Source organism: Komagataeibacter europaeus (genome assembly GCF_002173515.1).
Taxonomy (GTDB): domain Bacteria; phylum Pseudomonadota; class Alphaproteobacteria; order Acetobacterales; family Acetobacteraceae; genus Komagataeibacter; species Komagataeibacter europaeus.
Genome location: NZ_CP021467.1, coordinates 2,348,047 through 2,372,500 on the forward strand (window position 1 = coordinate 2,348,047; position 24,454 = coordinate 2,372,500).

General features: G+C 59.0%; 17 protein-coding genes, 1 tRNA gene and 2 rRNA genes (1 of these 20 cut by a window edge). 9 read left to right on the top strand and 11 right to left on the bottom strand.

Going from position 1 to position 24,454, the window contains the following annotated elements; all coding sequences use genetic code 11:
• Positions 1–137: 137 nt before the first annotated feature.
• The 4 genes from S101446_RS10830 to S101446_RS10850 form a co-directional block, all read right to left on the bottom strand.
• Complete coding sequence (locus S101446_RS10830) at positions 138–890, bottom strand: sulfotransferase family 2 domain-containing protein (RefSeq protein WP_053323120.1); 753 nt, start codon at positions 888–890, stop codon at positions 138–140.
• Positions 891–1,270: 380 nt separating this feature from the next.
• Complete coding sequence (locus tag S101446_RS10840; protein WP_244184198.1) at positions 1,271–2,620, bottom strand: MFS transporter; 1,350 nt, start codon at positions 2,618–2,620, stop codon at positions 1,271–1,273.
• 146 nt (positions 2,621–2,766) lie between these two features.
• The gene (locus S101446_RS10845) at positions 2,767–3,432 is read right to left on the bottom strand and encodes a hypothetical protein (RefSeq protein ID WP_087608351.1); all 666 of its coding nucleotides are present in this window, start codon (positions 3,430–3,432) and stop codon (positions 2,767–2,769) included.
• A gap of 34 nt (positions 3,433–3,466) precedes the next feature.
• Entirely contained in the window at positions 3,467–4,282 is an 816-nt protein-coding gene (locus S101446_RS10850; protein WP_087608352.1) for a hypothetical protein, read from the bottom strand.
• A gap of 496 nt (positions 4,283–4,778) precedes the next feature.
• Between S101446_RS10850 and S101446_RS18060 the strand changes: the two genes are divergently transcribed.
• Entirely contained in the window at positions 4,779–4,940 is a 162-nt protein-coding gene (locus S101446_RS18060; protein ID WP_019091928.1) for a hypothetical protein, read from the top strand.
• A 241-nt stretch (positions 4,941–5,181) separates the two neighbouring features.
• Here the strand turns inward: S101446_RS18060 and S101446_RS10860 are convergent, their stop codons facing one another.
• From S101446_RS10860 to S101446_RS10880, 4 genes are all read right to left on the bottom strand, one after another.
• Positions 5,182–7,416 carry a TonB-dependent receptor family protein gene (locus S101446_RS10860; RefSeq protein ID WP_157684847.1) on the bottom strand — a complete coding sequence of 745 codons (2,235 nt, stop codon included), beginning with the start codon at positions 7,414–7,416 and terminating at the stop codon, positions 5,182–5,184.
• Between the two features lie 475 nt (positions 7,417–7,891).
• Entirely contained in the window at positions 7,892–9,142 is a 1,251-nt protein-coding gene (locus tag S101446_RS10870) for an SfnB family sulfur acquisition oxidoreductase (protein ID WP_087608354.1), read from the bottom strand.
• Between the two features lie 39 nt (positions 9,143–9,181).
• Positions 9,182–10,333: an acyl-CoA dehydrogenase family protein gene (locus S101446_RS10875; RefSeq protein WP_087608355.1), complete on the bottom strand. Its 1,152-nt coding sequence runs from the start codon at positions 10,331–10,333 to the stop codon at positions 9,182–9,184.
• Positions 10,334–10,337: 4 nt separating this feature from the next.
• The gene (locus S101446_RS10880; RefSeq protein ID WP_087608356.1) at positions 10,338–11,297 is read right to left on the bottom strand and encodes an aliphatic sulfonate ABC transporter substrate-binding protein; all 960 of its coding nucleotides are present in this window, start codon (positions 11,295–11,297) and stop codon (positions 10,338–10,340) included.
• Positions 11,298–11,827: 530 nt separating this feature from the next.
• On the opposite strand from S101446_RS10880, the gene S101446_RS10885 reads away from it, so the two are divergent.
• From S101446_RS10885 to S101446_RS10920, 8 genes are all read left to right on the top strand, one after another.
• Positions 11,828–13,099, top strand: a complete 1,272-nt coding sequence (locus S101446_RS10885; protein WP_029335629.1) for an acyl-CoA dehydrogenase family protein — start codon at positions 11,828–11,830, stop codon at positions 13,097–13,099.
• Positions 13,096–14,526: an NtaA/DmoA family FMN-dependent monooxygenase gene (locus tag S101446_RS10890; protein WP_019092397.1), complete on the top strand. Its 1,431-nt coding sequence runs from the start codon at positions 13,096–13,098 to the stop codon at positions 14,524–14,526. Before S101446_RS10885 ends, S101446_RS10890 begins: the two co-directional genes overlap by 4 nt.
• 2 nt (positions 14,527–14,528) lie before the next feature.
• Positions 14,529–15,692 (top strand): FMNH2-dependent alkanesulfonate monooxygenase, encoded by a 1,164-nt coding sequence (ssuD, locus tag S101446_RS10895; protein ID WP_087608357.1) that lies wholly within the window; start codon positions 14,529–14,531, stop codon positions 15,690–15,692.
• Between the two features lie 16 nt (positions 15,693–15,708).
• The gene (locus S101446_RS10900) at positions 15,709–17,145 is read left to right on the top strand and encodes an FAD/NAD(P)-binding protein (RefSeq protein ID WP_087608358.1); all 1,437 of its coding nucleotides are present in this window, start codon (positions 15,709–15,711) and stop codon (positions 17,143–17,145) included.
• Positions 17,142–18,641, top strand: a complete 1,500-nt coding sequence (locus S101446_RS10905; RefSeq protein WP_244184201.1) for an MFS transporter — start codon at positions 17,142–17,144, stop codon at positions 18,639–18,641. Before S101446_RS10900 ends, S101446_RS10905 begins: the two co-directional genes overlap by 4 nt.
• A 6-nt stretch (positions 18,642–18,647) precedes the next feature.
• On the top strand, positions 18,648–19,187 hold the full coding sequence (locus S101446_RS10910; protein ID WP_010510366.1) for a flavin reductase: 540 nt from the start codon (positions 18,648–18,650) through the stop codon (positions 19,185–19,187).
• Between the two features lie 322 nt (positions 19,188–19,509).
• A complete protein-coding gene (locus tag S101446_RS10915; protein ID WP_087608360.1) occupies positions 19,510–21,708 on the top strand; it encodes a TonB-dependent receptor family protein in 2,199 nt (732 codons plus the stop codon).
• Positions 21,709–21,739: 31 nt separating this feature from the next.
• Positions 21,740–23,137, top strand: a complete 1,398-nt coding sequence (locus tag S101446_RS10920; RefSeq protein WP_087608361.1) for an LLM class flavin-dependent oxidoreductase — start codon at positions 21,740–21,742, stop codon at positions 23,135–23,137.
• A 35-nt stretch (positions 23,138–23,172) separates the two neighbouring features.
• On the opposite strand, the gene S101446_RS10925 is transcribed toward S101446_RS10920, so the two are convergent.
• The 3 genes from S101446_RS10925 to S101446_RS10935 all read right to left on the bottom strand — a co-directional run.
• Positions 23,173–23,249 (bottom strand) — tRNA-Met (locus S101446_RS10925).
• Between the two features lie 21 nt (positions 23,250–23,270).
• A 5S ribosomal RNA gene (rrf, locus tag S101446_RS10930) occupies positions 23,271–23,386 on the bottom strand.
• Between the two features lie 114 nt (positions 23,387–23,500).
• A 23S ribosomal RNA gene (locus tag S101446_RS10935) occupies positions 23,501–24,454 on the bottom strand; it runs 1,785 nt beyond the window's last position.

The window sequence follows — 24,454 nt, forward strand, 5'->3', positions numbered from 1 at the left end:
ATCCAGCCACACCGGGTGTTTACCAACCCCGCATCTGCTGGTACGGTTTTTTATGTAAACCGTCCGGATCCGTTTTTCATGTCCGGTCGATGAATCCGGTGCGCAATGCCGGTCCAGTCGCACCCTGAAGATGTTTCTTATACAAAATCGAAAGCGGACCGGCGAGGCAGGGATGGCGATGTCATATCTGCCAGGCGGGATAAATGATTGTGCCTGACACTGGCAATCAGGTCGTAATCCTGACGATAGATCTGGCGTATGCGCGTAATCTGGTCGGCACTGGGCATTTCGTCCGCGCCGCCACCCGCATTGGCATGACCGATGGGGTTGGACGTATAATTCCGGACAAAATCCTGTATGCGGCGCATATCATCCATCAGGAACAGGCGATCCACCGCAACCTGCCCATGCTCATCGGTCAGATACCACGACTGGGGACGAAAGATGTGATCCATGTCGTAGCATGAATGGACATGGGCGATATGATCCAGCGCGTCGTCAATCCCGTTGAAAGCCATATAGGCCGGACGGAATCCCTGTGCCACATGCCGCGCCTCGCTGCCACCCGCACGGGCATAGTGATAGGCGGACATGAAACGCTGCACCGGGTCACGCAGGATGGCAAAGGAAGGAAAACCCACCAGGTCAGGGATGCGACGCCGAAAATACCGGATGGTTTCGTGTCCTATGTCCATTCCGTACAGGGCACGCGCCACGGATGTCCCGGCATTCTTGGGCACATGGATAAACAGCACGCCGCGCGCACGCACCATATCCGCACGTTTAAGCCGCTTGGGACCAGGGGGATAGGGAATGCGTAGTGACGCCAGGCGTTCATGCACATCACTGGACATTCTGACCCGCAGGATAGGTTGCAGCAGCGTTTGCATGGACGCGTTCATTCCACATGGTACGACCGACAACGATCAGTACAATATTATGCGCCTGTAGCCTTACGGTACATGAATAAAGGAAACGAAATGAAACGATCGCGCGGATTCCACGGGGCATGCGGGCGATCCATACACGGAAATGCACCTTTGTCCGGCAGGAATGGGCCTGTGCGAAGGGGCTCCTGACGCCTGCCCATAAGACCCGCACGGTTGCCTGTTATCGTAGCATGCCATGTTTCATGGCCGGATGCTGGCACATTGGCTGATCTGCTCATGCATATGCCGTGACGCATCAGCCTGCCATATTCATCCCCGCCCGGAACGGCTGACCTGTCGCGGCATGGAAAAACCGGGCGCCACTTTCCCGCGCATCCCCATCACGCGTGGGGATGCAGGGTCTGTTCCGGTTTCGCCACCACGGCGTGGGTGGCGCTGGTCAGGGGGTGCGGCACGACTTCACGGGGCTTTTTCGCCTGTCGCCGGACATAATATTCCGCCAGTCCCACCAGCCCGAACCCGATAAAGGCAAAACACGAGGACAGGACCGGCAGCCCGCCATAGGACCAGTGGGTATCCACGATATGGCTGCCCGCCCACGCACCGACCGCGTTGCCGAAATTGAAGGAACTCTGGTTCATGACGGCGGCAATGTTGGGCGCGGACCCGGCACAGGCGACCACGTATGTCTGCAGCGGAGCCATGGGCGCATAGATGAACACCCCCCACAGGAACAGCAGCACGAGGCAGGTCCATGGATGCAGGCTGCCGGGCACCAGAAGCACCTGCACGATCGCCACGGCGGCCATAAGCCCGGCGCACGATGGCAGCATCTTCCAGTCCGCCAGTTTCCCACCCAGCAGGTTGCCCAGGCACAGCCCGCCCCCGATCATGAGCAGGATGACGTCAATCGCATGCGTGCTGAAGCCGGACCGGGTCTGCAGGAACGGGGTGATATAGGTAAACAGGGTAAACATGCTCGACGACGTGCACATTGAAACCAGCATCATGGTCACGACCAGCGGGTGCAGCATGGCCCTGAACTGCGCCGATAGCGGGATGGCGGGACCACTGGCCCGGTCCTGCGGAATCCACAGCCACATGGTGGTCCATGCCAGCACGCCCACGGCACAGATCAGCCAGAACGCCATGCGCCACGATGTCATCTGCGCCACGACCGTGCCCATGGGCACGCCAAGGATCATGGCCAGCGTCAGCCCGATATAGACCAGCGACAGGGCTTCCGCCCGCCTGGCCGGGGGCACGACCTGGGCCGCCATGATGGACGCCGCGCCATAGAATGTCCCGTGTGAAAATGATGTCAGCACGCGCGCCAGCATGAGACTGGTGTAAGTGGGAGCCAGGGCGCTGCACGCATTGCCCGCGATGAAGATTGCCATTGTCAGCAGCAGCGTCGCACGGCGTGACAGGCTGTTGGTCAGGATCGCCACCAGCGGCGATGCAATGGTCACCCCGATGGCATAGCCCGACACCAGCAGTCCCGCCTGCGCGATGGAGACATGCAACCCGGCCGAAAGCTGGGGCAGCAGCCCCATGACGATGGTTTCCGTCGTGCCAAGGCCAAACGCCCCGATAGCAAGGGCCAGCAACGCAACAGGCAAGATACGCGTCCTTGAATTTACGGTAGCGGCCCATGCCGCCACGCCGGGAGAAGGGTCGGACGCACCGGGAAACGGATGCGCCCCTTCCCATCCGCAACCGCAGGTCATGGCGGTCTGTCCGTCAGGGTGGGAAAGGGCGGCTGTACCAGATTTCTCTGTTTCTGGCCGCAGGGAAATGCAGGTAATTTGGAAATATATTTTATGCAGGGACCTGATACGCATGCAGGAACGTAAACTTAATACATATCTCTTATTTAATGTTTTCTGTCCATGTTACCATGTCCATATGTGCCGGGATCAGGTCCGCTGCCCCGCCGCAGGCTGACAAATGGCGTCACCGGCGCAATGACCGTGCAACGCGTGGCGTCCCATGCATGGATCAGGACACGGATGGACTGGCGCAACGTATCGCGATCCACCATCAGGCGCCTTGCCTCATCCTGTCGCACGCGATCATTCTGCCCGAACAGGGCTGCTTCATATCCCATCTGCCGCCCCATTTCGACATCGGGCAATGATGACAGCGGCGCATAGGATAGCGACAGGCTGACCTGCTGGCTGTTGGTGCGGCTGGCATCGGTGGCAAGGCCAAGGGTCGGGGCGGTCGTGAGCGCCCCCACACTGAATTCGCCGCCACGGGTAAAACTACCGGCAAGCTGCAGCGTCACGTCCCCCGCAATCGTGCCCACCACGGGGTCCGCTGTCTGTTGTGCGCACTGCGCGGCCCGTACCGCCTGGCCGAAACGTGCATCCTGCTGCGCGGTCCAGTCGCCCGCATGTGAAACGGGTACCGCCCCCGCCCGTACCAGCGTGGACTGTATGCCCGCCATCGCGGCCGGAATCGTGGTCTGTACGGCGTGGCCATGCGCACAGCCGGACAGGCATGCGGCAGCGGCCAGCATGGGCATAAGGATTTTCATGATCATCCTGCAAGCGGGAACGTTGGTGGCGATTTCAGCGGGCGGTGGTGGACGACACGCCGGCAAGATAGGCTTCGTTACTGGCGACAAGGGCATCCCAGTCCTGCCCCGTGGGGGCGAGCATCCCATTGGGCAGCAACTGCCGCCATGCCAGGCCATGGGCTTCCATCAGGCGACTGCGCAGCCACCGCCACGTCGCTTTCTGAAGGGCGCCCCATGTCAGCAGCGTGACAAGGTCGGTATCCGCCGTGCCGTCATAATCCCATAACAGCAGGCAGTGGCCACCCGCGCTGCCCGGTGTCGGGTCACCATGGCTGGCGGGCGTGACGGTGTCCCATACCGGGGCAAGGCTGCCCGCGACATCTTCCCACATATCCGCCTGTGCAAGCCGCACCCCGAGATAGGCGGCGGACAGCCCCGCCGTGATGTTACGGATGCCATTCAGGTCGCCAGCATCCACGCTGCCCCATAACGGAAACAGCGTCTGGTCAGCCAGGACGTATCCTGCCCGCAGCGCGGTGGCCAGGACATCCACCTCCACCCCACCCTGATCCGTCTGCGGATTACCCGGCACATACCCGGTTGAACAGGCATAAAAACGCACCGCATCGTCCGTATCCACCGCAACCTGGTAACCCGCCAGCGCCGCCGTAGCACGGATATGATTACCGATTCCCGCCGCCGTGCAGTCCCCCAGCACGTCATTGCCCAACATGCGTGGCGCGGGATCGATCCGTTCGCGCCCCAGTCGCGGCGGGGCCTTGCGGGCCATAAAATTACGCATGCCCGATAGCAGGGGCTGGCGCGCCTGTACCCGGGCGGGAAGGCAGCCAAGTTTACGCAGCGTCATTGCCTGTATCCATGTCTGACCGGACGGGCACAAAATCCCATCCATTTGGTACATCCCGAAAATTAAAGGATTTTTTTACTGAATATTTTTTTTAAAAAGGCGGTAGCCGAAACCTTTTATTACTCAAGAAGACTGTTTTTACGGTCTCGCAACAGGAGGAAATATAAATACGAGGGATGCAGGCAGCAAACGAAACGACACGGTCCTGCTCAACATGGCATGCTGGCAGGGCCAACCCGCGATCATCTGCAAAAATTGCCGGGACAGGATCTACACATTCCTTTTCATGACAGAAAAGAAATGTAAAAACAGTGGATTATGGGAAGAAAATGGCATTCCATGTGCCATGCGCCATCGCAGCATGGTTGAGGAAAGAATGAAATGACCCATTTTACTGATTGACAGGAAAGTGTGTTATTTTTAAGGCGATGTTATCGTTTTACGGTCAAGACCTGAATTGTGTTGCGTCATATTTCAGCAAAAGGTTTTCTGGATCATGTCACTTGAAAGCATTGCCCTGTCACAGACAGGCCAGCACCATGACGATCGTCCCGCCAGCAAACCGGCAGGATACCGCCACACGCCAATCCGGGGCATCCTCTTTGGCCTGATGTTCAGCGTGCCATTATGGGCGCTGGTATTCTTCCTGCTTCGGTAAGAAACTACTTTTAAAACAACCTGTTGATAAAAAATCAGCAGGATTTCAAGGATGCTGCTTTTCCTGAAGCTTTTCATGATTTGCAGGCGGGATGTGGCCGGCGTATCGCGCTGCGGGACCATTTACTGCCCCGGCCTGCAATCCGGATCCGACGGGGTGTCCGGGCAGAAGGCTGGATGATATCCCCCTGCCCTGTCATGCGCCCCGTTTTTTTCTGGCAGGTCCGGACCGCCACCCGTGATCAATTGAACCCGATGGACACACCCGCAAAAATGCCGAACCCGTCACCCGACAGCATGGCGGCAGGCTGCTGTCCGTTGCTGGTGGAATAGACCGGCACCACACCCGTTGCGTAATGTTTGTTGGCAAGGTTGTGCAGGCTCAGGAACACCTGCCGGTGCTTGTTTGGCCAGAGGTAGCCGATATCAAAATTATAAATATGATAGGGCGCGGCCTTGTACTGGTTGTCATACGAAGCCAGTACCGAAGACGAGACTTCTACATCGAATGAAGTATAAAATCCGTTCTTCATATCAAGGTGCAATTCCCCCTGATAGAAATGACGCGGAATACCGGGAATGTAGTTGTGTCCCCATGTTGCGTCATGGTTGAAGCGGAAGCTCTGGAATGTATAGGCCTGGCGAAGCGAAATGATGTTGCCCTGCCATTTGTACAATGTTGAATGAAAGGACGTTTCAACCCCCTGATGCGTTGTGGGCGATGCATTGCCGTAAGTGGAGTTGTTGTACAGGATGGAATTGGGGGTCGCGACCGCCAGCAATTCGTTATGAACGGCGGAGTGGTAGTAGGTGACACTCCATTCCGTACCGGCAAAATGGCCGCTGGTGCCCACTTCAAATGTCGTGGCCGTCTGGGGACGCAGGTTGGCCCAGTCCTTTGTCAGGCCCGTGGCGATTCCCGATGTATAATTGGCGCCCGAAAGGTACTGCCAGTCCTGCGGACTCTGCACGCTGCGGCTGACATTGCCGTACACCTCGACATTGGGGGTGATGACATAACGGAACCCCGCGCGCGGTGCGAAATACAGCGCATTCTGGCTGAAGGAACTTGTCTGCGGGTATGTCTGTGATCCCGAACGCGGGGTGTAGCTTAACGCGCCGGCCGCGGTCAGCCAGAAGTTGTGAAAAAGTTCGGTATTGTTGCGCACATGGAAAACCGTATCACTTCCCCCCAGGTGCGAACGGGTCACAAGGGTGCCAAGCGCATAACCGGGATAGGCCGCCTGCCGACGCACCCGGTTGTCAATGGTGGCGTCAAGGTCATGCGATGTATAGATGCCGATATCCGTATCACTGGCATGCCCCAGCAGCTTGTCCTGACGCGTGTAATTCACCATGCCCGTGGCATAGTCGATATTGTACAGTGACGAGGTATTACCCAGTTCATGGTCCATCGGCGCGTTCAGGTAGGCAAAGCCAACGGTCAGCCTGGACTGGTCATCAATGCGGATCCTCAGCCGGTCGGCAGCATATTTGGTGCCGGGTTCAATGGTCTTTGTGCCCCATGTCGCATATTCGGGCTGCATCTGGCGCGGATTGTCACGGATCTGGTCGCGCGTCAGATAATAGGGGTTGCCTTCCCATGTCTGGCGATAGCGGAAGAAAAAACGGTTATCGACATTGTCGCTGAATTTGTAACCGTAATTGAAGTTCACGCCAAAATTCGTGGTCTTGGTATTGTCCTGGTAGCCCCCGCGATAGGAATTGGTAACACTGAGATAATAGTCGGATTTGCCGATGACAGTGCCCGAACTCAGCTGTTCCTTCACGTAGCCGAAACTGCCTGCTTCCACACGGGCCTGATAACGCTGTGAATTATATCCCGTCTGCGTGACGTAATTGATCGCGCCACCCAACTGGGTGGAGCCGAAGTCGATGCCATTCCCGCCGCGCATGATCTCGGTATACCGGATGCCCAATGGTTCCTGCAGTTCATTGACCGTGCCAATGGGCGTGGTCAGCGGAATATCGTCAAACAGGAACATGATGCCCGCACGCGTGGCGTTCAGTCCTGTCTGGATGCCCGAACCACGAATGGAAATACGCAGGTCATCCGATCCGCAGGGGGCCTGGGCAAATACGCCTGCCTGATACTTGAATGCATCCGCATTGGTGGCGTTCCGTCCCTTCAGCACGGTGGCCGCGTCAATGACGCTGGTGCCGCCGGGAATGGTTTTCAGGTACACCTCCGCCTGATGCGTTGCCGCACTGTGATGATGCACGGCAATATGTTCGACCGTGCTGGCATCCAGCCCGTTACCATCCGCATGACCATCATGATGGCTGGCTGCGTCATGTCCCCCTGCGGCATGCCGGACAGGGGTGCGGTGGGGGATACGATGCGTGGTCGTTTCATCCGGCGCGACAGATACGGCAGCCAGGGCGTGATGGGATGCAAACAGAACGCCAAACAGACCGCTGGCGAGGACAAAGGTGCGTTTGCCCTGTGCCTCCACGGCAGGGATCCGGCCACGATACAACTGGGGATGGAGATGGGGAGGTGATACGGTGGAGGGCCGGAATAATTCACTTTTTAACATTGTAGTTTTTCCATTATGACCGCAAGGAACGCATTAATTTGTTAGCGGCCAGAATGGACTTTTCATACAGGCATGAAGGTCTGGAATTCCAAAAATACGGAACAGTTGCACCAAAACAACATATACACATATATAATAGTTAATTATAGGCAGCCCATGCAGCCACGCGACCCGGATGTCCATGAAATTTTAAAAAATTATTGTTTTCTATCATATAATTAAACAAAATTACGATCGGTATGATTTCATAGCCAGAAACGACAGAAATCATACTGAAAGCAGAAATTTTCTTCCCATCAACGCAACGGATTGCATATCCGGCAGGAAGCTGCCCTCTGTTTGGCCTGCATTATTATACAGTTTTTATTTGTTATTTATGCACCCTCCTGCCCTAGCTCCATGCATGTAACGGTGGCAGGGCATGGTTCAGGTAGTAATTTCCCACAATCGCATATTTCCAGCGTACCGGATCATGCAGCGTGTGCGTACGCGCGTTACGCCACAGGTAATCAAGGTTCAGCTTCCGGTCCGTGGCGGATGCGCCAGCCAGTTCGAACAGTCTGCTTGTCGCCTCCATGGCGCTTTCGGTCGTCAGGACCTTGGCCTGCGCTGTCTCGATCTGGGCGGTGGCGACACTTTGCGCGCTTGGGGTCGAGACGGCGTAATCAATGGCATCACCTGCCCTGTCCAGCAGGGCCAGTCCAGCATTCAGGCGTATTTTCAACGCCCCGACCATCTGGATTGTATAAGGATCGTCCGATGCCTTTTCCTGTCCACTGTCGATCCACGCGCGGGCGCGGGTATGGACCAGATCGATTGTCGCATCGATTGCCGCGTCGGCCAGGCCCGCGTCGATGGCCGCCTGTATGAACTGCGATATGGCGCTGTCGGCAAATGGCGCGTCAGGCCTGTAGGCCTTCCAGACCGGGATGACACGGTTGCGTGGCACCTGCACATTCGTCAGTTGCACGGTGCCGCTTGCCGTTCCTTTCTGTCCAAATGCAGACCAGTCATTGATGACATTCAGGCCGGGCGCATGACGCTCCGCAATGGCAAGATGGCTGTGCCCGTCTTCATCCAGTGCCACGATCTGCACCAGATGTGCCGACAGCGCCCCCGTGCAGTAATGCTTGACGCCATTCAGGGTAACGGTGTCTCCCGTTATCTGAAAACGTGTTTTCAGCGCCCCGACATGCCTGATGCCACGTTCTGAAAATGCATTGCCAAACCTGTATCCTTTCAGCACCAGCGCAAACAGGTCGCGCGCCTGTTCGGGACTGGCGCAGGAGACGAGGCTGGCGATCGTGGCGAAGTGATTCTGGCTGAGTTGCGCCACCGCTGAATCCGCTTTTGCAATCAGCCGGATCACCTGTCCCAACGTACGGTAAGACACAGCGGCCCCGCCATAGGCGCGTGGCACGGTAATGCCCCACAGCCCGGAACCGGAAAAAATGTCCAGTTCACGCGCGGGAAAGCGGTTTTCATGGTCGCGTTGCGCGGCCCCTGGCGCGATCTGCCGGGCGACTTCGGCTGCAATGCGCAATGCCGCGTCATCATTCGCGATGACGGGCACGCCAGCAGGCGGCAGGGGAAACGGGGGGACGTCCGTCTCACCCGTGCCGACAAATTCCGTATGGGTCATGATAGGTCCAGTCTGGATGGGATCAGGGATGATCGGGATTCATGACAGCGCCCGCTGGCCCGCGATCCGGCGCAGCAATTCGCCATGGGGTGCATGGATGCGGCCACACAGCGCGTCACGATGGGCGCGTTCCAGCGGGTTATGGGCAGACAGCCCGGCATTGCCCGCAAGACCCAGCAGGGCGGATGTAAAATCGGCCGCCGCATCGACCACGCGGGATTTGATCACCGCCGCATGCGCATTCAGTTCAGGTAGGGGGCGTGCGGCCGTGACATCCGCGGCATAAAGCCGCAGCAGCATGGCGTTCATGTGCAGCGTAATGGCGAAGCCCCCCACGGCGTCGCGCATGGCGGGCAGGGTCGCAAGCGGTGCGCCCAGATTGGATGGCACGCGATTTTTCAGGAATTCGCCAAACCATGTCAGCGCGGACGTGGCGATGCCATTATACAAGGCGCCCAGCAGGCCCGTATTCCATAACATGAGGATATTGCGCCCTGCCGGGGGCGTATCGGGCGCGTGCAGGCCCAGCGCCGCATCGGGCGGAAGCACGACCTGCGTGAAGGTGACTTCATGGCTGTTGCTGGCGCGCATGCCGATATGGTCCCAGTTTTCAATGACATGAATACCCTCCGCCGTGGCCGGGACCATGAATGTACCCACCCGCACCGGGTCTTCGTCCGTGCGGGCACGCACCAGCAGCCATGACAGGCCGGGAATGCCGGTGACATAGGCCTTGCGTCCATCCAGCACCCATCCCCCGGCCGTGCGGGTCGCCACCGTGCCGGGCAGGCCGCCGCGCGATGCGGAGCCAAGATCGGGTTCCGCCAGCAGGATATTGGTCAGCCGGTCATGCTGTTCCTCTTCCATCCAGCGCACGAAAGCACCGGAGCCGAATTCGTGGTGCGCAATCGCGGCGCGTACCATGTAATGGTTGACCATGACCAGCGCGGTAGAGGCATCGCCCTGCGCAATCCGGCCCACGATGTCCTGCACCACGCCAAGGGTAAACGGCATGGGCCGTTCGGGGGTGGAAATACGCAGCGACAGCAGTCCCGCCCGGCGCAGGTCATCAATATTCTCCTGTGCGAAAATCCCGGTGCGGTCATGGTGCGCCGCACGGGCGGCAAAGCGCGCCTGCAGGTGCGTTGCCGCATCAATGGCGTCATGTGCGGTATATCGTGTCAGAACCATGGTCTCATGCCCCCCGCACAATGGCCCGGACATCCGGCACAGTCGGGATCAGATGCGCATGGAACAGGGTTGCTGCAATATCCTGCTGTTCCGTCACGACGGCCGGGTCCAATGGTGCAGGTTGCAACGCCAGTTGCGCCAGTGCACGGGTAATGACGGGACGGGACAGGCCGGTACCGGCGGCAATGTCCGTGGTCAGCGTATCGGCATGATCCGCCGCCCATTGCACGCAGTCCTGTCGCACCTGCGCCAGCAGGGTGAAGAAGTCACCCGGATTGCGGTCTGCGAACGGCCTGCTGGCGATCAGGAACTGCCGGTTGGTCGTCACACCCTGCGCATCCACCAGCAGGCGGCCTTGCGTATCCACCAGGGCCGCACTCAGATACGGATCCCATATTGCCCATGCGTCCACGCGCCCGGTCTCGAACGCGGCACGACCGGCGGCGGGCGGCAGATAGACAGGGTGGATATCCGTCCATGCAATCCCCGCACGCTGCAGTAGTGCCAGCAGCAGGTAATGCACGTTGGACCCACGGTTCAGGGCAATCCTGCGTCCCTTCAGATCAGCCGGGGTCTGTATGGGACTGCCGGCGGGCACCAGCACGCCTTCGCCATGCGGGGCGGGGGCGGAACAGCCGATACAGGCCAGCCCATCAGGCCATGCGGCCTGCGCCATGACCGGGGGGGCATTCCCGGTTTCGCCAATGTCGATGGCATCCGCCGCAAGCGCCTGCAACAACTGGGGACCGGCAATGAATTCGGACCACTGCACCCGCATCCCGTGCGGGGCAAGGGCGCGTTCCAGCAACCCGCTATGTTTCAGCACCACCAGCGTGCCGTACTGCTGGTAGCCCACGCGGACCGTGACATCCCGTGCCGCATGCGCCCGGCGCGGCATCCACGCGGGGCATGACAGCGCCATGCCAAGACCGGTCAGGAACGTGCGACGTGAATACCGTTTCATTGCAGGCTTACCTGTAACAGGGGTGGGACATATGTCGTCCGACAGATCCCTGCCGGTTGCGGAATCGGACCAGGGATGGAGGACATATTTAACAATATAAAACCGTTAATATTTATTTATGACATTATAAACGTAAATTCATATGTCAACGGGATAATTTCCCTCTGTCGGGGTTTTCAACACGATCATGCCGTGTAGACCATGCGCCGATTCAGGGGCTGTGCCTTTCGGGCATTATATGACGATAAAATTTGTATAATTTAACGGAAGTGTGCCTGCTCCATATAATACGATTTCATTGTGTTATATTTTTATAAAAAATATCTTTTGAAAACAGCTTATTAATAAAATCGTAACACTCATTTTAGACCATATTTCAGTGAAATTTGTCAGATTTCCTCCACGATCCCTCATATAAAATCATACGAAATAGTTGTTATTTTATTGACTCGAATATCTTCGTTGTTAATGTGTGTGAAATGTAAATACGCATATGACATAGTTAAAATATGCACGCAATCGAGGTCGCCATGACAGATCCGGTACATCTTCCACACGGCTTTTCCCCACGGATTGATGCGCTTGCGCACAGGCTGCGCCCGGTTTTCGCGCGCATTGCCGATGGCGCCATTGATCGCGAAGAAAACCGTATCCTGGCCCATGATGCGGTACGGTGGCTGCTTGATGCCGGTTTTGGCGCGCTGCGCGTGCCGGTGCGTTATGGGGGCAGCGGGGCCAGCCTGCCGGAAACCTTCGCGTTGCTGGCCGAACTGGCCGAAGCGGATTCAAACCTGCCGCAGATCTTCCGCGCCCATTTCGCCTTTGTCGAAGGGCGCCTGCATGAAGGCGACAGCGCGCGCGCCGCATACTGGCTGGAACAGGTTGCACAGGGCGCCCTGTTCGGCGCCGCCATGGCAGAACTGACGGACAGTACCGGCACCACCACCACCCTTGCACCCGATCCGCAGGGACAGTGGCGGCTGGATGGCACGAAATATTATTCCACCGGCACGCTTTATGCGTCGTGGATTGTCGCGATCGCAACCGATGGCACCGACCGCATCCAGCTTGTCGTACCGGCCGATGCGCCCGGCGTGACCCGCGTCGATGACTGGGATGGTTTTGGCCAGCGCCTGACCGGCAGCGGCACGACGCATTTCAAAAACGTTGCAGTGCCCGACGATTATATCATCAACCGCACGCCACTTTCCGAATTTCCCACCAACGAATATTTCACCACCTATTACCAGCTTTTCCACCTTGCCACGCTGGCGGGGATCGGGCGGGCCATCGTGCGCGATGCGGTGGCCTTCGTACGCCCGCGCACACGTACATTCGGCATTCCGGGACAGGTGGCCCAGCGCCATGACCCGCTGGTGCAGGGGGTGGTGGGACGCCTGTCCGCCCTGTCATTTTCAGCCGATACGCTGGTGGACAGGGTGGCATGGGCGCTGGAAGCGGCCTTCCCCCAGTGGGCGGCGGGACATGAAAGCGGCCCGGCCTTCGATACCGCGCAGGTACAGGCCTATCAGGCACAGCAGATCGTGGCAGGCCAGGTGCTGGAAGCGGCCACGCTGCTGTTTGAAGTGGGCGGGGCCTCCGCCACCAGCACGTCACGGCGGCTGGACCGTCACTGGCGCAACGCCCGCACGCTGGCGTCGCATAACCCGCTGGTCCAGCGGCAGCGCGAACTGGGTGACCTTGTGCTGAACGGCACGGCATTCGGTTCGCGCTGGCGCGATCGCGCCGGGGCTGCCGCCCCGTCCGTCTCCACCAGTGCGCAACAGGAACACGCGGCATGACAACGCAGCCCAGACAGTTGCACGTCAACCTGTTCGAAATGGCCTGCGTCAGCCATATCGTGCACGGCATGTGGCGTGCGCCGGATAACAACCGGCACCGGTTCGGGGAAATGGCGTACTGGCTGGAAGTCGCGAAACTGGCGGAAGAAGGCCTGTTTGACGCGATCTTCCTGGCGGATGTCATCGGCACCTATGACCGCTTTGGCGATGGCACGGCCGCTGCCCTGCGCGAAGGGTTGCAGATCCCCAACCTTGATCCCCTCATGCTGGTGCCCGCCATGGCGGCGGTGACGAAAAATATCGGCTTTGGCGTCACGTTTTCCACGACGTACGAACCGCCCTTCGCCTTCGCCCGGCGCATGGCCACGCTTGACCTGCTGACCGAAGGCCGCGTGGGGTGGAACATCGTCACATCCTACCTGCGCAGCGCGGCCCGCAATTTCGGCATGGAGGACGAAATCCCCCATGACCAGCGTTACGCCATCGCGGATGAATACCTCGATGTCCTGTACAAGCTGTGGGAAGGCAGCTGGGATGATGATGCCGTCGTCAATGATGTCGCATCCGGCATTTACGCCAATCCCGATGCCGTAAGGCCCATCAACCATGACGGACGGCACTTCCGCGTGGCGGGGCCGCACCTCGTCTCGCCCGGGCGGCAGCGCACGCCGGTTCTGTTCCAGGCAACCGGGTCGCCAGCGGGGCTGGAATTCGCCGCCCGCCATGCGGAGGTCGTGTTCATTGGCGGCCAGACGACGGAAGCCGTGCGTGAAAACATTGCCCGCACGCGCGCACGTGCACGCGCGCACGGCCGTAATGGCGATGATATCCGTTTTATTGTCATGGCGGGCATCATTGCCGACACGACGCAGCATCTGGCGGAAAAGAAGCTGGAAAAATACCGCCAGTATTACAGTGTCGAGGGCGCGCTGATCCATGCACAGGCGGAAATCGACCTGCGCCGCTACCCCGAAGATGCGCATATTGGCGACATCCTGAAACGTGAGGGCGTGCCATTTGGCAATATGGGCCGACGTTTCCACCCCGAACAGACGGTAGGCAGCGCGCTGCGCCAGATCGCATCGTTTGACGAAGGGCGCTTCTTTGTCGTGGGAACGCCTGACAGGATCGCCGATGAAATCGAACGCTGGCTGGATGTTGACGGGATCGATGGCATCAACCTGCGCCAGTACCACACATTCGAGACCGCGCGCGACTTCATTGACCTGGTCGTGCCCGAACTGCAGCGGCGCGGGCGCTACCGCACGGCCTACACCCCGCGTGAGACCCTGCGCGAACGCCTGTTCACGCCGGGCCAGCCCCATCTGCCCAATCGTCATTTCGGCAGCCGGTACCGTGATCCCGCAGCGCTGCATGCACCGGCTGAACCCCTTTTTCCCCATGAAACATTTTCCAGGGCGTCCTGAACATGTCTTACGAAATTCCTGACAGGATCAATGTCCTGTGGTTCCTGCCCACCCATGGCGACAGCCGCTACCTCGGCACGCAGAAGGGCGGCCGCCCGGTTGACCTGCCGTACCTGCAGCAGGTGGCAAAGGCCGCCGATACGCTGGGGTATTACGGTGTCCTGATCCCGACGGGGCGCAGTTGCGAGGATAGCTGGGTCGTCGCTTCCGCCCTGGCACCGGTAACCGAGCGGCTGCGTTACCTGATTGCGGTACGGCCGGGGCTGCTGTCACCCACGCTTGCCGCGCGCATGACCGCCACACTGGACCGTTTTTCCAACGGGCGGCTGCTGATCAATATCGTAACCGGCGGCGACCCGGCGGAAAACGCGGGCGACGGCCTGTTTGCCGACCATGCCACGCGCTACGAAATCACGGACGAATTCCTTGATATCTACCGCGCGCTTCTACGCGGCGAGGACGTCAATTCTGAAGGAAAGCACTTTACCATAAAGGACGGTCGTCTGCTGTTCCCGCCATACCAGCATGATGGGCCGCCGCTGTATTTTGGCGGATCATCGGAAGCCGCCGCCCGTGTCGCGGCCAAATCGATCGACAAATACCTGACATGGGGCGAACCCCCGGCACAGGTGGCGGAAAAGATCAGCCATGTGCGCAAGCTGGCCGATGCGCAGGGGCGCGAGGTGTCATTTGGCATCCGGCTGCATGTCATCGTGCGCGAAACGGCGGAAGAAGCATGGCATGAAGCCGACCGCCTGATCAGCCATCTGGACGACGCCACCATCGCAAAGGCCCAGAAGGTCTTTGCCCGCATGGATTCCGTGGGTCAGTCACGCATGAGTGCCCTGCACGGCGGCCGGCGCGACAGGCTGGAAATCAGCCCCAACCTGTGGGCGGGCGTGGGCCTGGTGCGCGGCGGGGCGGGGACCGCGCTGGTGGGCGATCCCGATACGGTGGCCGAGCGGATTGATGAATATCGCAGGCTGGGGATCGATACGTTCATTTTCTCCGGCTATCCGCATCTGGAAGAAGCCTACCAGTTCGGTGAACTCGTACTGCCCAACCTGCCGACCGCGCACCCCGTGCGCGGGGCGTCGGACCTGAACAACATGGGGCCGTTTGGCGAAACCATCGCGGGCGATCACCGTCCGACCCGCGCCGCCTGACTACAGGAACCGTGCCATGCCCGTTTCCCCCCATATTCCCCATATCGCCATTATCGGCGGCGGGTTCAGCGGTGCGGCGCTGGCGTGGCACCTTGCGCGCGACACCAGCACGCCCGGACGCATTACCGTGTTCGAACCGCGCCCCTTCCTTGGCGCGGGGCTGGCCTATGGCGCGACTGATCCGCAGCACCGGGTGAATGTGCCTGCATCGCGCATGAGCATCGATACCAGCCAGCCCGATGACTTTGTCAGCTGGATCCGGCAGACGGATGCGCTGGCCAATGATCCGGCCGCCTTCAGGCCGGATGGCAGCGCCTTTCCCGCCCGCGCCGTATTTGGCCGCTATGTAGCCGACCGCCTGGCCCCGGCGCTACATTCGGGCGCGGTGACGCACCTGCGGCACAGGGTAACCGGCGTGCAGACGTCACCTGATGGCAACTGGATCATTACGGATGCCACAGGTCACGTCATGGGGGCTGATATTGTGGTCATCGCCACCAGCCATCCCGCGCCACGGCCACCGGAACTGCTGCGCGACCTGCACCTGCCTGCCGGGCATCACCCCGTTCTGGTCACCAATCCATGGCAGGCCGGTGCGCTGGAGGACATTGCGCCGTCTGACCGTGTCCTGATCGTTGGTACGGGGCTGAGCATGGCGGATGCCATCGTCACACTGACGGCACGCGGGCATGATGGCAAGATTACCGCCATTTCCCGGCGCGGGCAGCGTTCGCATGGACATGCGGCACATGTCGTTGACCCGGTGGGGCAATTCGTCGCCCCGCCATCGCGCACGGTGGGCCATCTGCTACGCCGCGTGCGTCATGCGCTGGCGGCCCGTCCCGACCAGCCATGGCAGGCCGTGTTTGACCGGCTGCGCGAACAGGCGCCCGATATATGGGCCGCCCTGCCATTGCCCGAACGTAGGCGGCTGATCCGGCACCTGCGACCGTTCTGGGATACGCATCGTTTCCGTATCGCGCCACAGGTGGAGGACGTGCTGCATGCGCGCGAGCGTGCCGGCACGCTGGATATCGTGGCCGGACGGCTGGCAGCCGTACAGGTGGCGCGGGAACGTTTTGTCACGACCCTTCGCCATGGCGACACCGTGCGGGACGAAACGTATGACGCCATCATCACCACGACGGGACCGGCGCATGGCGCAATCATCCATACCGTGCCGTACCTGCGCGAACTGGCCGCTGCCGGTCTGGTGGAAATGGATGCAACCGGGCTTGGCCTGCATGTTGACGCGCTGGGGCGTGCCTGCGTTGGCAGCAGGCATGCAGGAACCCTGTTTGTCGCGGGACCACTGGCGCGCGGGCGTTTCGGGGAACTGATGGGCCTGCCCGAAGTCACGCGTCATGCCGAAAAGCTGGCTGTCATCATAAGCGCGCTGTCAGCGTCGCTTCCCATTGTCCATTACCCTAAAGAAGAACGGGCGACGACATGACCACATTGGCGCAGACCCACCATGACCGTCCCGTCGTGCGCGATGCGGATGACATATCCGCCCTTGTAAATGCGGGCCCGCGGGCAGGCAGCCATGCACGCATGGTTGTAGCCCTGGCACTGGGGGGCGTGTTTCTTGATGCCTATGACCTGACCACCCTGTCATGGGGCATTTCGGATGTACAGGCGCATTTTGGCCTGTCCGCGTTCCAGACGGGGCTGGTGGCCGCCGCGCTGAATGCCGGGACCATCGTGGGCAGTATTGCGGGCGGATGGCTGACGGACCGCATCGGGCGGTACGCCGTGTTCATGGCCGATATGGTGTGTTTTGTCATCGCGGCCCTGGTGGCGGGGCTTGCACCTACGGCCGGTATCCTGATCGCGGCGCGTTTCGCCATGGGGTTCGGGGTAGGCATGGACCTGCCGGTGGCGATGGCGTTCCTGTCGGAATTCTCGCGGCTGGAGGGACGGGGCAGCAAGGCGGCCCACGCGGCGGCATGGTGCCCGACATGGTATGCGGCGTCATCCGCCTGCTTCGTGATCGTGTTTGCCCTGTCTTACGTGCTGCCAGCAGGCCATCCAGACTGGCTGTGGCGGGCATCGCTGGCGTTTGGCGCGGTCCCCGCACTGGTCATCATTCTGGTGCGCGGGCGGTACATGAGTGAATCCCCCGTATGGATCGCCCGCCGGGGTGACCTGCAGCAGGCGGCTGACATCCTGCGCCGGTCGTACGGAATTGACCCGGTCGTCCGCGCCGCGCCGGGACAGGTGCCGGTGGCCATGCAGGTCGATCCATGGCGGCTGCTACGGCGGCCGCTGCTGCAGCGCGGGCTGATGGTGGTCAGCATGACGCTGATCAGCAGCATGTCCTACAACATCATCATATTTGGCCTGCCCACGCTGCTGGTATCCATCATGCATGCCAGCCCGGTGCAGGTCGTGGTAATTTCCATCATCCTCAACCTGGCCGTGGCCTTTCCCGGTGGGCTGCTGGGCGTGCGCCTGGCGCGCAGTGTACGCTCCCGGCCCGTTATCCTGGCGGGGTATCTCATGCAGGTGGCGGGGGTCGGGGCGCTGGCCCTGACCGGTGTGCCGCATGGGACGACGGGTATCATCGTAGCCCTGGCCGGTTTTGCCGCCTTCCTGTTCGCGCAGGGGTTCGGGCCGGGGTGCCAGCTTATGGTCTATCCCACCCTGAGCTACCCCACCGAACTGCGCGGACTGGGCATAGGTATCGCACGGCTGGTATCCGGCATTGGCGGCACGCTTATCCTGCTGTCCTTCCCATGGATGAATGCACATCTTGGTCCCGCGCTGTTCTGGGTGGTGCTGGTGGCGCCGCTGGCGGGTGTGGTGATCGCTTTTTTCTCGCGCTGGGATGTATTCGGCTACGACCCCGACATGGACCCCGCATTGCGCCAGCAGGCCCCGCCCGTGCGGCGGGACACGGTTCCCGATGCGACCGACCTGCTGTTTTCCACTGATATCAGGAATTGATTGACCATGAACAATGTCATTGCACCGTTTGGCTATAACGCATCTGATGAAGCGGCAGTCAGTGTCGATACGTTTCGCAACGGCATGGCGGCGTTGCCGGGTGCGGTTACGGTCGTGACGACGGACGGCCCCCATGGACCACACGGGTTTACGGCATCGGCGGTATGCAGCGTGTCGGATACGCCGCCGACGCTGCTGGTGTGCATCAACCGCACTACAAGCGCGCATCCCTATATTCTGAAACATGGTGTGCTGGCCATCAATGTCCTGCATGAGGCGCAGCACGAACTGTCCAATACCTTTAGCAGCCGGTCGCGGTCCATGGCGGAGCGTTTCGCGGCAGGAAAATGGCATGCGGGCCTGACCGGTGCGCCGGTTCTGGATGATGCGCTAGTCAGTTTTGACTGCCGTATCCGTGAAATCCGTGATGTAGGGACGCATACGGTCGTCATCGCGCATGTGGTTGATGTCACCGTGGGCAATGATGATGTCCGCCCGGCCCTTGTCTGGTTTAACCGGCAGTACAGCCGCGTCACTCCCAAATAAAAATAAAATTTTCCGGGTGCTGCCTTTATTTAAAAAGGCGACGCCTCCTGAAGCTTTTTGAAAAAAGCTTCACCAAAAAACTCCTTTACAATTTGCGGAATGTTTCATGGACAATATTTCGAAACGAACCTTGGGGAGTTTTCTTTCAGGAAACAGTAAAATGTGTACAAGATAAGAACTGATGAAATGAAGAAAAAACATTCACAAAATAATCATGCGCATGCATGCATCCATGGAATCATTCCCAATGACACGGATATCCGCACGCCCCCCATCTGACAGATATCTTTCCCGATCCCGTTTCCTGTCGCATCGGACGACAGTGGTGATCGGCTCCTCGCTGCTGGGTTTTGCGCCTGGCGCGTTCGCGGCGGACACCGTGGCTTCGTCACCCGCACCACACAGTCATGAAACGCAGCATGTCCGGCCCACGCGGCAGAGCGTGACACCCGCTGCGCCCGATCGGGCAGCCCCTTCGCCTGCACGGCCGGAAGTCATTTCCGTCTCGCGCCATCGCCTGTCGCCCGCATCGCGGGCGGAGTCACGCCTGGCATCCATTCCCGGCGCAACCAGCGTGATCGACGCGCAGAAAGTACTGAAGGGCCGTAACTTCACCAATGCGGATGCCCTGTCATTCCAGCCGGGCGTATTCGCGCAGTCCTCGGGCGGAGGCGATGGCATACGCCTGTCAATTCGTGGGTCGGGCATTGCCACCGGCACCAATTACTTCCGCTCCGGCCTGCTTATGATGTTTGACGGGCTGCCAGTCACCACACCCGCTGGCACGCCCTATGAACTGTTTGAACCGCTGGGCCTGCGTTATACCGAGGTACTGCGCGGAGCGAATGCTTTCGACTATGGCGGCATGCAGCTTGGCGGCGCGCTGAATTACGTGTCCATGACCGGATATGATGCACAGCGTTATCAGGCCCGTGTCGAAGCGGGCAGCTTCGGCTACGTCAAGGAACAACTCAGTTCCGGCGGCGTGTTTGGCAAGTTTGATTATTATATCAGCGCCACCAATTCATATCGCGGTGGCTATCAGGACAATACAAAGGCAACCAGTTTCGGACTGAATGCCAATTTTGGCTACCGTTTCAATGACCGTGTATCAACACGGGCATTTTTCCGCTACCGGCAGACCGATAACGGCTATCCCGGCTACCTGACGCGCGACCAGATCCTGTCAAATCCCAGACAGGCACAGTCACCGTATTATGCATGGGGGGCACACCGCATCCAGCCCGGTACGAAATATTACGGATCCATGACCACCATACGCATTGATGACAGGTCAAAGATCGAAGTCGGTGGCAATTATCAGGATGCGCCGATTGATATCCAGAATACCGCATCGTCCCAGATATGGGGATACAAGACGATTGCCGGCGTACTGAATTACGACCGGCATGACGTACTGGCAGGCCACAGGAGCGACACGCAGTTCGGTATCCTGAGCTATACCGATATCGAGGCATGGCAGCGCAACCGCATTCGCGTCAGCAGTGTATTCGGTGGTGTGCCGGACGGTACGTTGCTGCGTAATGTAAAATATGGCGGCACGGAAAACTATTTCCATCTGCGCAACAATACCGAGGTCGCGCATAACCTGTGGCTGACAGCGGCAGGTGCGGTGGCCTTCATCAAACGCACGTCGGATGTCACCTATCCCAACCGCAGTGACCTGCACACAGCTTCGGTCAATTTCATTCCGCGTGGTGGGTTCCGTTATATTCCGGACAAGCATGTGGAGATATACGGCAATGTCAGCCGCAGCCTGCAGCCGCCCAATGACTGGAACTACAATTATGCCGGCAATTACTATAACGCGGCCAGTTATCCGTTACAGGCTGCGGCGGGGGAGAATTCCACATCCGGTCGCCTGCGTAACCAGACCGCGACCACGTTTGAAATCGGGACGACGGGCCATTATTTCCATAATAAATGGAGCCTGAGTTACTATCATTCCTCGGTCCATAATGAATTGCTGACGGTGACAACACCAGCATCCCTTGCCGCAGGCACATCGATTTACGGTAATGCCTCGCCCACCATGCATCAGGGTGTCGAGATTTCACTGGAAACCGAACTGCTGAAATGGGCAGGTAATACGCTGTCGCTGCGGCAGGCCTATACATATCAGGACTTTCGCTACAAGCATGATGCCGTTTTTGGCAATAACCATCTGCCCGGAATCCCTGAACATTTCTATCAGGGTGAAATCCATCTGGATATGCGCAACGGGTTTTACGCCAGTTTCAATGCGCAGGTTTCGTCCAGGGTGGGCGCGTCCTATGACATGACGTATTTCGCACCCTCCTACCACATCTATAACGCCAATATCGGTTATTCCTGGCCGCACAAGCATCGTGAAGTTTTCATAAGCTTCAACAACCTTGCCAATACACATTACGCGGCCATTGTCGTGCCCGGTTACCAGGCTGCGGGCAAGCAACTGTCGGTCATGCAGCCGGGTGATGGTTTTGGCGTGTTCGTCGGCGCATCGATCGGGTTTGACTGAATACGGTACAGTTCTGAACGGATATGCTGAAATGAAAGAAATTCGCCTCAATGCATTTGACATGAACTGCGTGTCCCATCAGGCCAGTGGCCTGTGGCGGCACCCACGTGACCGATCGGACCAGTACCATACCCTGCAATACTGGACAGATCTGGCTTGCACACTGGAACGCGGTCTGTTCGATGCCCTGTTCCTGGCAGATGTACTGGGTATTTATGATGTATATGGCGCATCACCCGATGCGGCATTGCGCAATGCCGCACAGGTTCCGGTCAATGATCCCGCCATGCTGATTTCGGCCATGGCGTCAGTAACGCGTAATCTGGGCTTTGGCCTGACAGCAACCCTGTCCTACGAACATCCGTTTCCCTTTGCGCGGCGCATGTCCACGCTGGATCATCTGACACAGGGACGCATCGGGTGGAATATCGTCACGGGCTACCTGAACAGCGCAGCAAAAAGCACGGGCAGGGCACAGCAGTCGTCCCATGACGTACGCTATGAAATGGCGGATGAATACATGCAGATCGTCTATGGACTATGGGAAGGCAGCTGGGCCGATGATGCCGTGCGGCGTGACCGCATCAGCGGGGTATTTACCGATCCATCGAAAGTCCATCGTATTCGTCATGATGGGAAATACTTCACGGTGGATGCCATTCACCTGTCCGAACCCTCCCCCCAGCGCACGCCGGTTCTGTTTCAGGCCGGCGCATCCCGCCGGGGACAGCAGTTTGCGGGCATGCATGCCGAATGCGTTTTTATTGCCGGGCCATCAAAGGAAATCATCCATAAAACGGTTGCCAGCATACGTGAACAGGCCATGATGCAGGGACGTCGCAGCGATGAACCACTGATTTTTTCCTTGCTGACAATCGTGACTGCACCAACACGCGAAGAAGCATTGGCAAAATACGAAGACTATAGACAGTACATAAGTCTGGAAGGGGCATTGACGCTATTATCGGGATGGACCGGCATTGATTTTGCGCAATACCACCATGATGAACCGGTACGGCATGTGCGCAATGATGCCATCAATTCCGCCATTGATTCCCTGACCATTCTCAATCCGGACAAGATCTGGACAGTGGGCGAACTGGCCCGCCATGCGGCAATCGGGGGAATGGGGATCACAATTGTCGGCAGCCCCACCGAAGTAGCTGACCAGATGGAAGCGTGGATGGAAGAAACCGGAATTGACGGATTCAACCTGGCCTATGCCGTAGCACCGGAAACGTTTGAGGATATTGTGGATCTCATCATCCCCGAACTACAGAAACGCGGACGGTACAAGACGGCCTATCAAAAGGGAACATTACGGCAGAAACTGTTTGGTCGTGGTGACAGACTCGACAGCACGCATGTCTCACATGAAAGTCACTGTTTCCTGCACCAGCTTCCGAACGCAAAAAACCCGCCTGATTAAGGCGGGTTTTCATGTCCGATTGCGGACTTGATTCATGGTTGCGGGGGCAGGATTTGAACCTGCGGCCTTCAGGTTATGAGCCTGACGAGCTACCGGGCTGCTCCACCCCGCGGTGGTGAGGGGTGACTGGAAGACCTGGCGGCGACCGACTTTCCCGTGCCTTGAGGCACAGTATCATGGGCGCTGGGGTGTTTCACGGCCGAGTTCGGGATGGGATCGGGTGGATCATTCCCCGCCATGGCCACCAGGTCATCCAGTCATCCCTTTGGGAGGGGCTGAGAGGATGTGATGGGTTGGTGCTGTTATGGTGTGTTGAAGAGTGGATGACTGCTGTGCATGTATGTTGCCACGTCATGTGGCGATGGAATGAGCCTGTTGGGCGATTAGGACCAGTTAGCTGCACGCATTGCTGCGCTTCCACACCTGGCCTATTGACGTGATGGTCTATCACGGCCCTCGGGGAGACCTTGTTTTGAGGTGGGTTTCCCGCTTAGATGCTTTCAGCGGTTATCCCGTCCACACTTAGCTACCCGGCTGTGCCGCTGGCGCGACAACCGGTGCACCAGAGGTATGTTCATCCCGGTCCTCTCGTACTAGGGACAAATCCTCTCAAGTCTCCAACACCCACGGCAGATAGGGACCGAACTGTCTCACGACGTTCTAAACCCAGCTCACGTACCACTTTAATCGGCGAACAGCCGAACCCTTGGGACCTGCTCCAGCCCCAGGATGTGATGAGCCGACATCGAGGTGCCAAACCTCCCCGTCGATGTGGACTCTTGGGGGAGATCAGCCTGTTATCCCTAGAGTACCTTTTATCCGTTGAGCGATGGCCCTTCCACGCGGGACCACCGGATCACTATGGCCGACTTTCGTCTCTGATCGAGCTGTCACTCTCACAGTCAGGCGGGCTTATGCCATTGCACTCGACAGTCGGTTTCCGACCGACCTGAGCCCACCATCGCGCGCCTCCGTTACACTTTGGGAGGCGACCGCCCCAGTCAAACTGCCCACCATGCAGGGTCCCGGACCTGGCTAACAGGCCTCGGTTAGACATCAGAAACAGTCAGGGTGGTATTTCAAGGATGGCTCCACCGGAACTGGCGCCCCGGTTTCAAAGCCTCCCACCTATCCTACACAGAATGTCTCTGATGCCACTGCAAAGCTGCAGTAAAGGTTCATAGGGTCTTTCCGTCTGACCGCGGGTACCCCGCATCTTCACGGGGAATTCAATTTCGCTGAGCCGATGCTGGAGACAGCGGGGAAGTCGTTACGCCATTCGTGCAGGTCGGAACTTACCCGACAAGGAATTTCGCT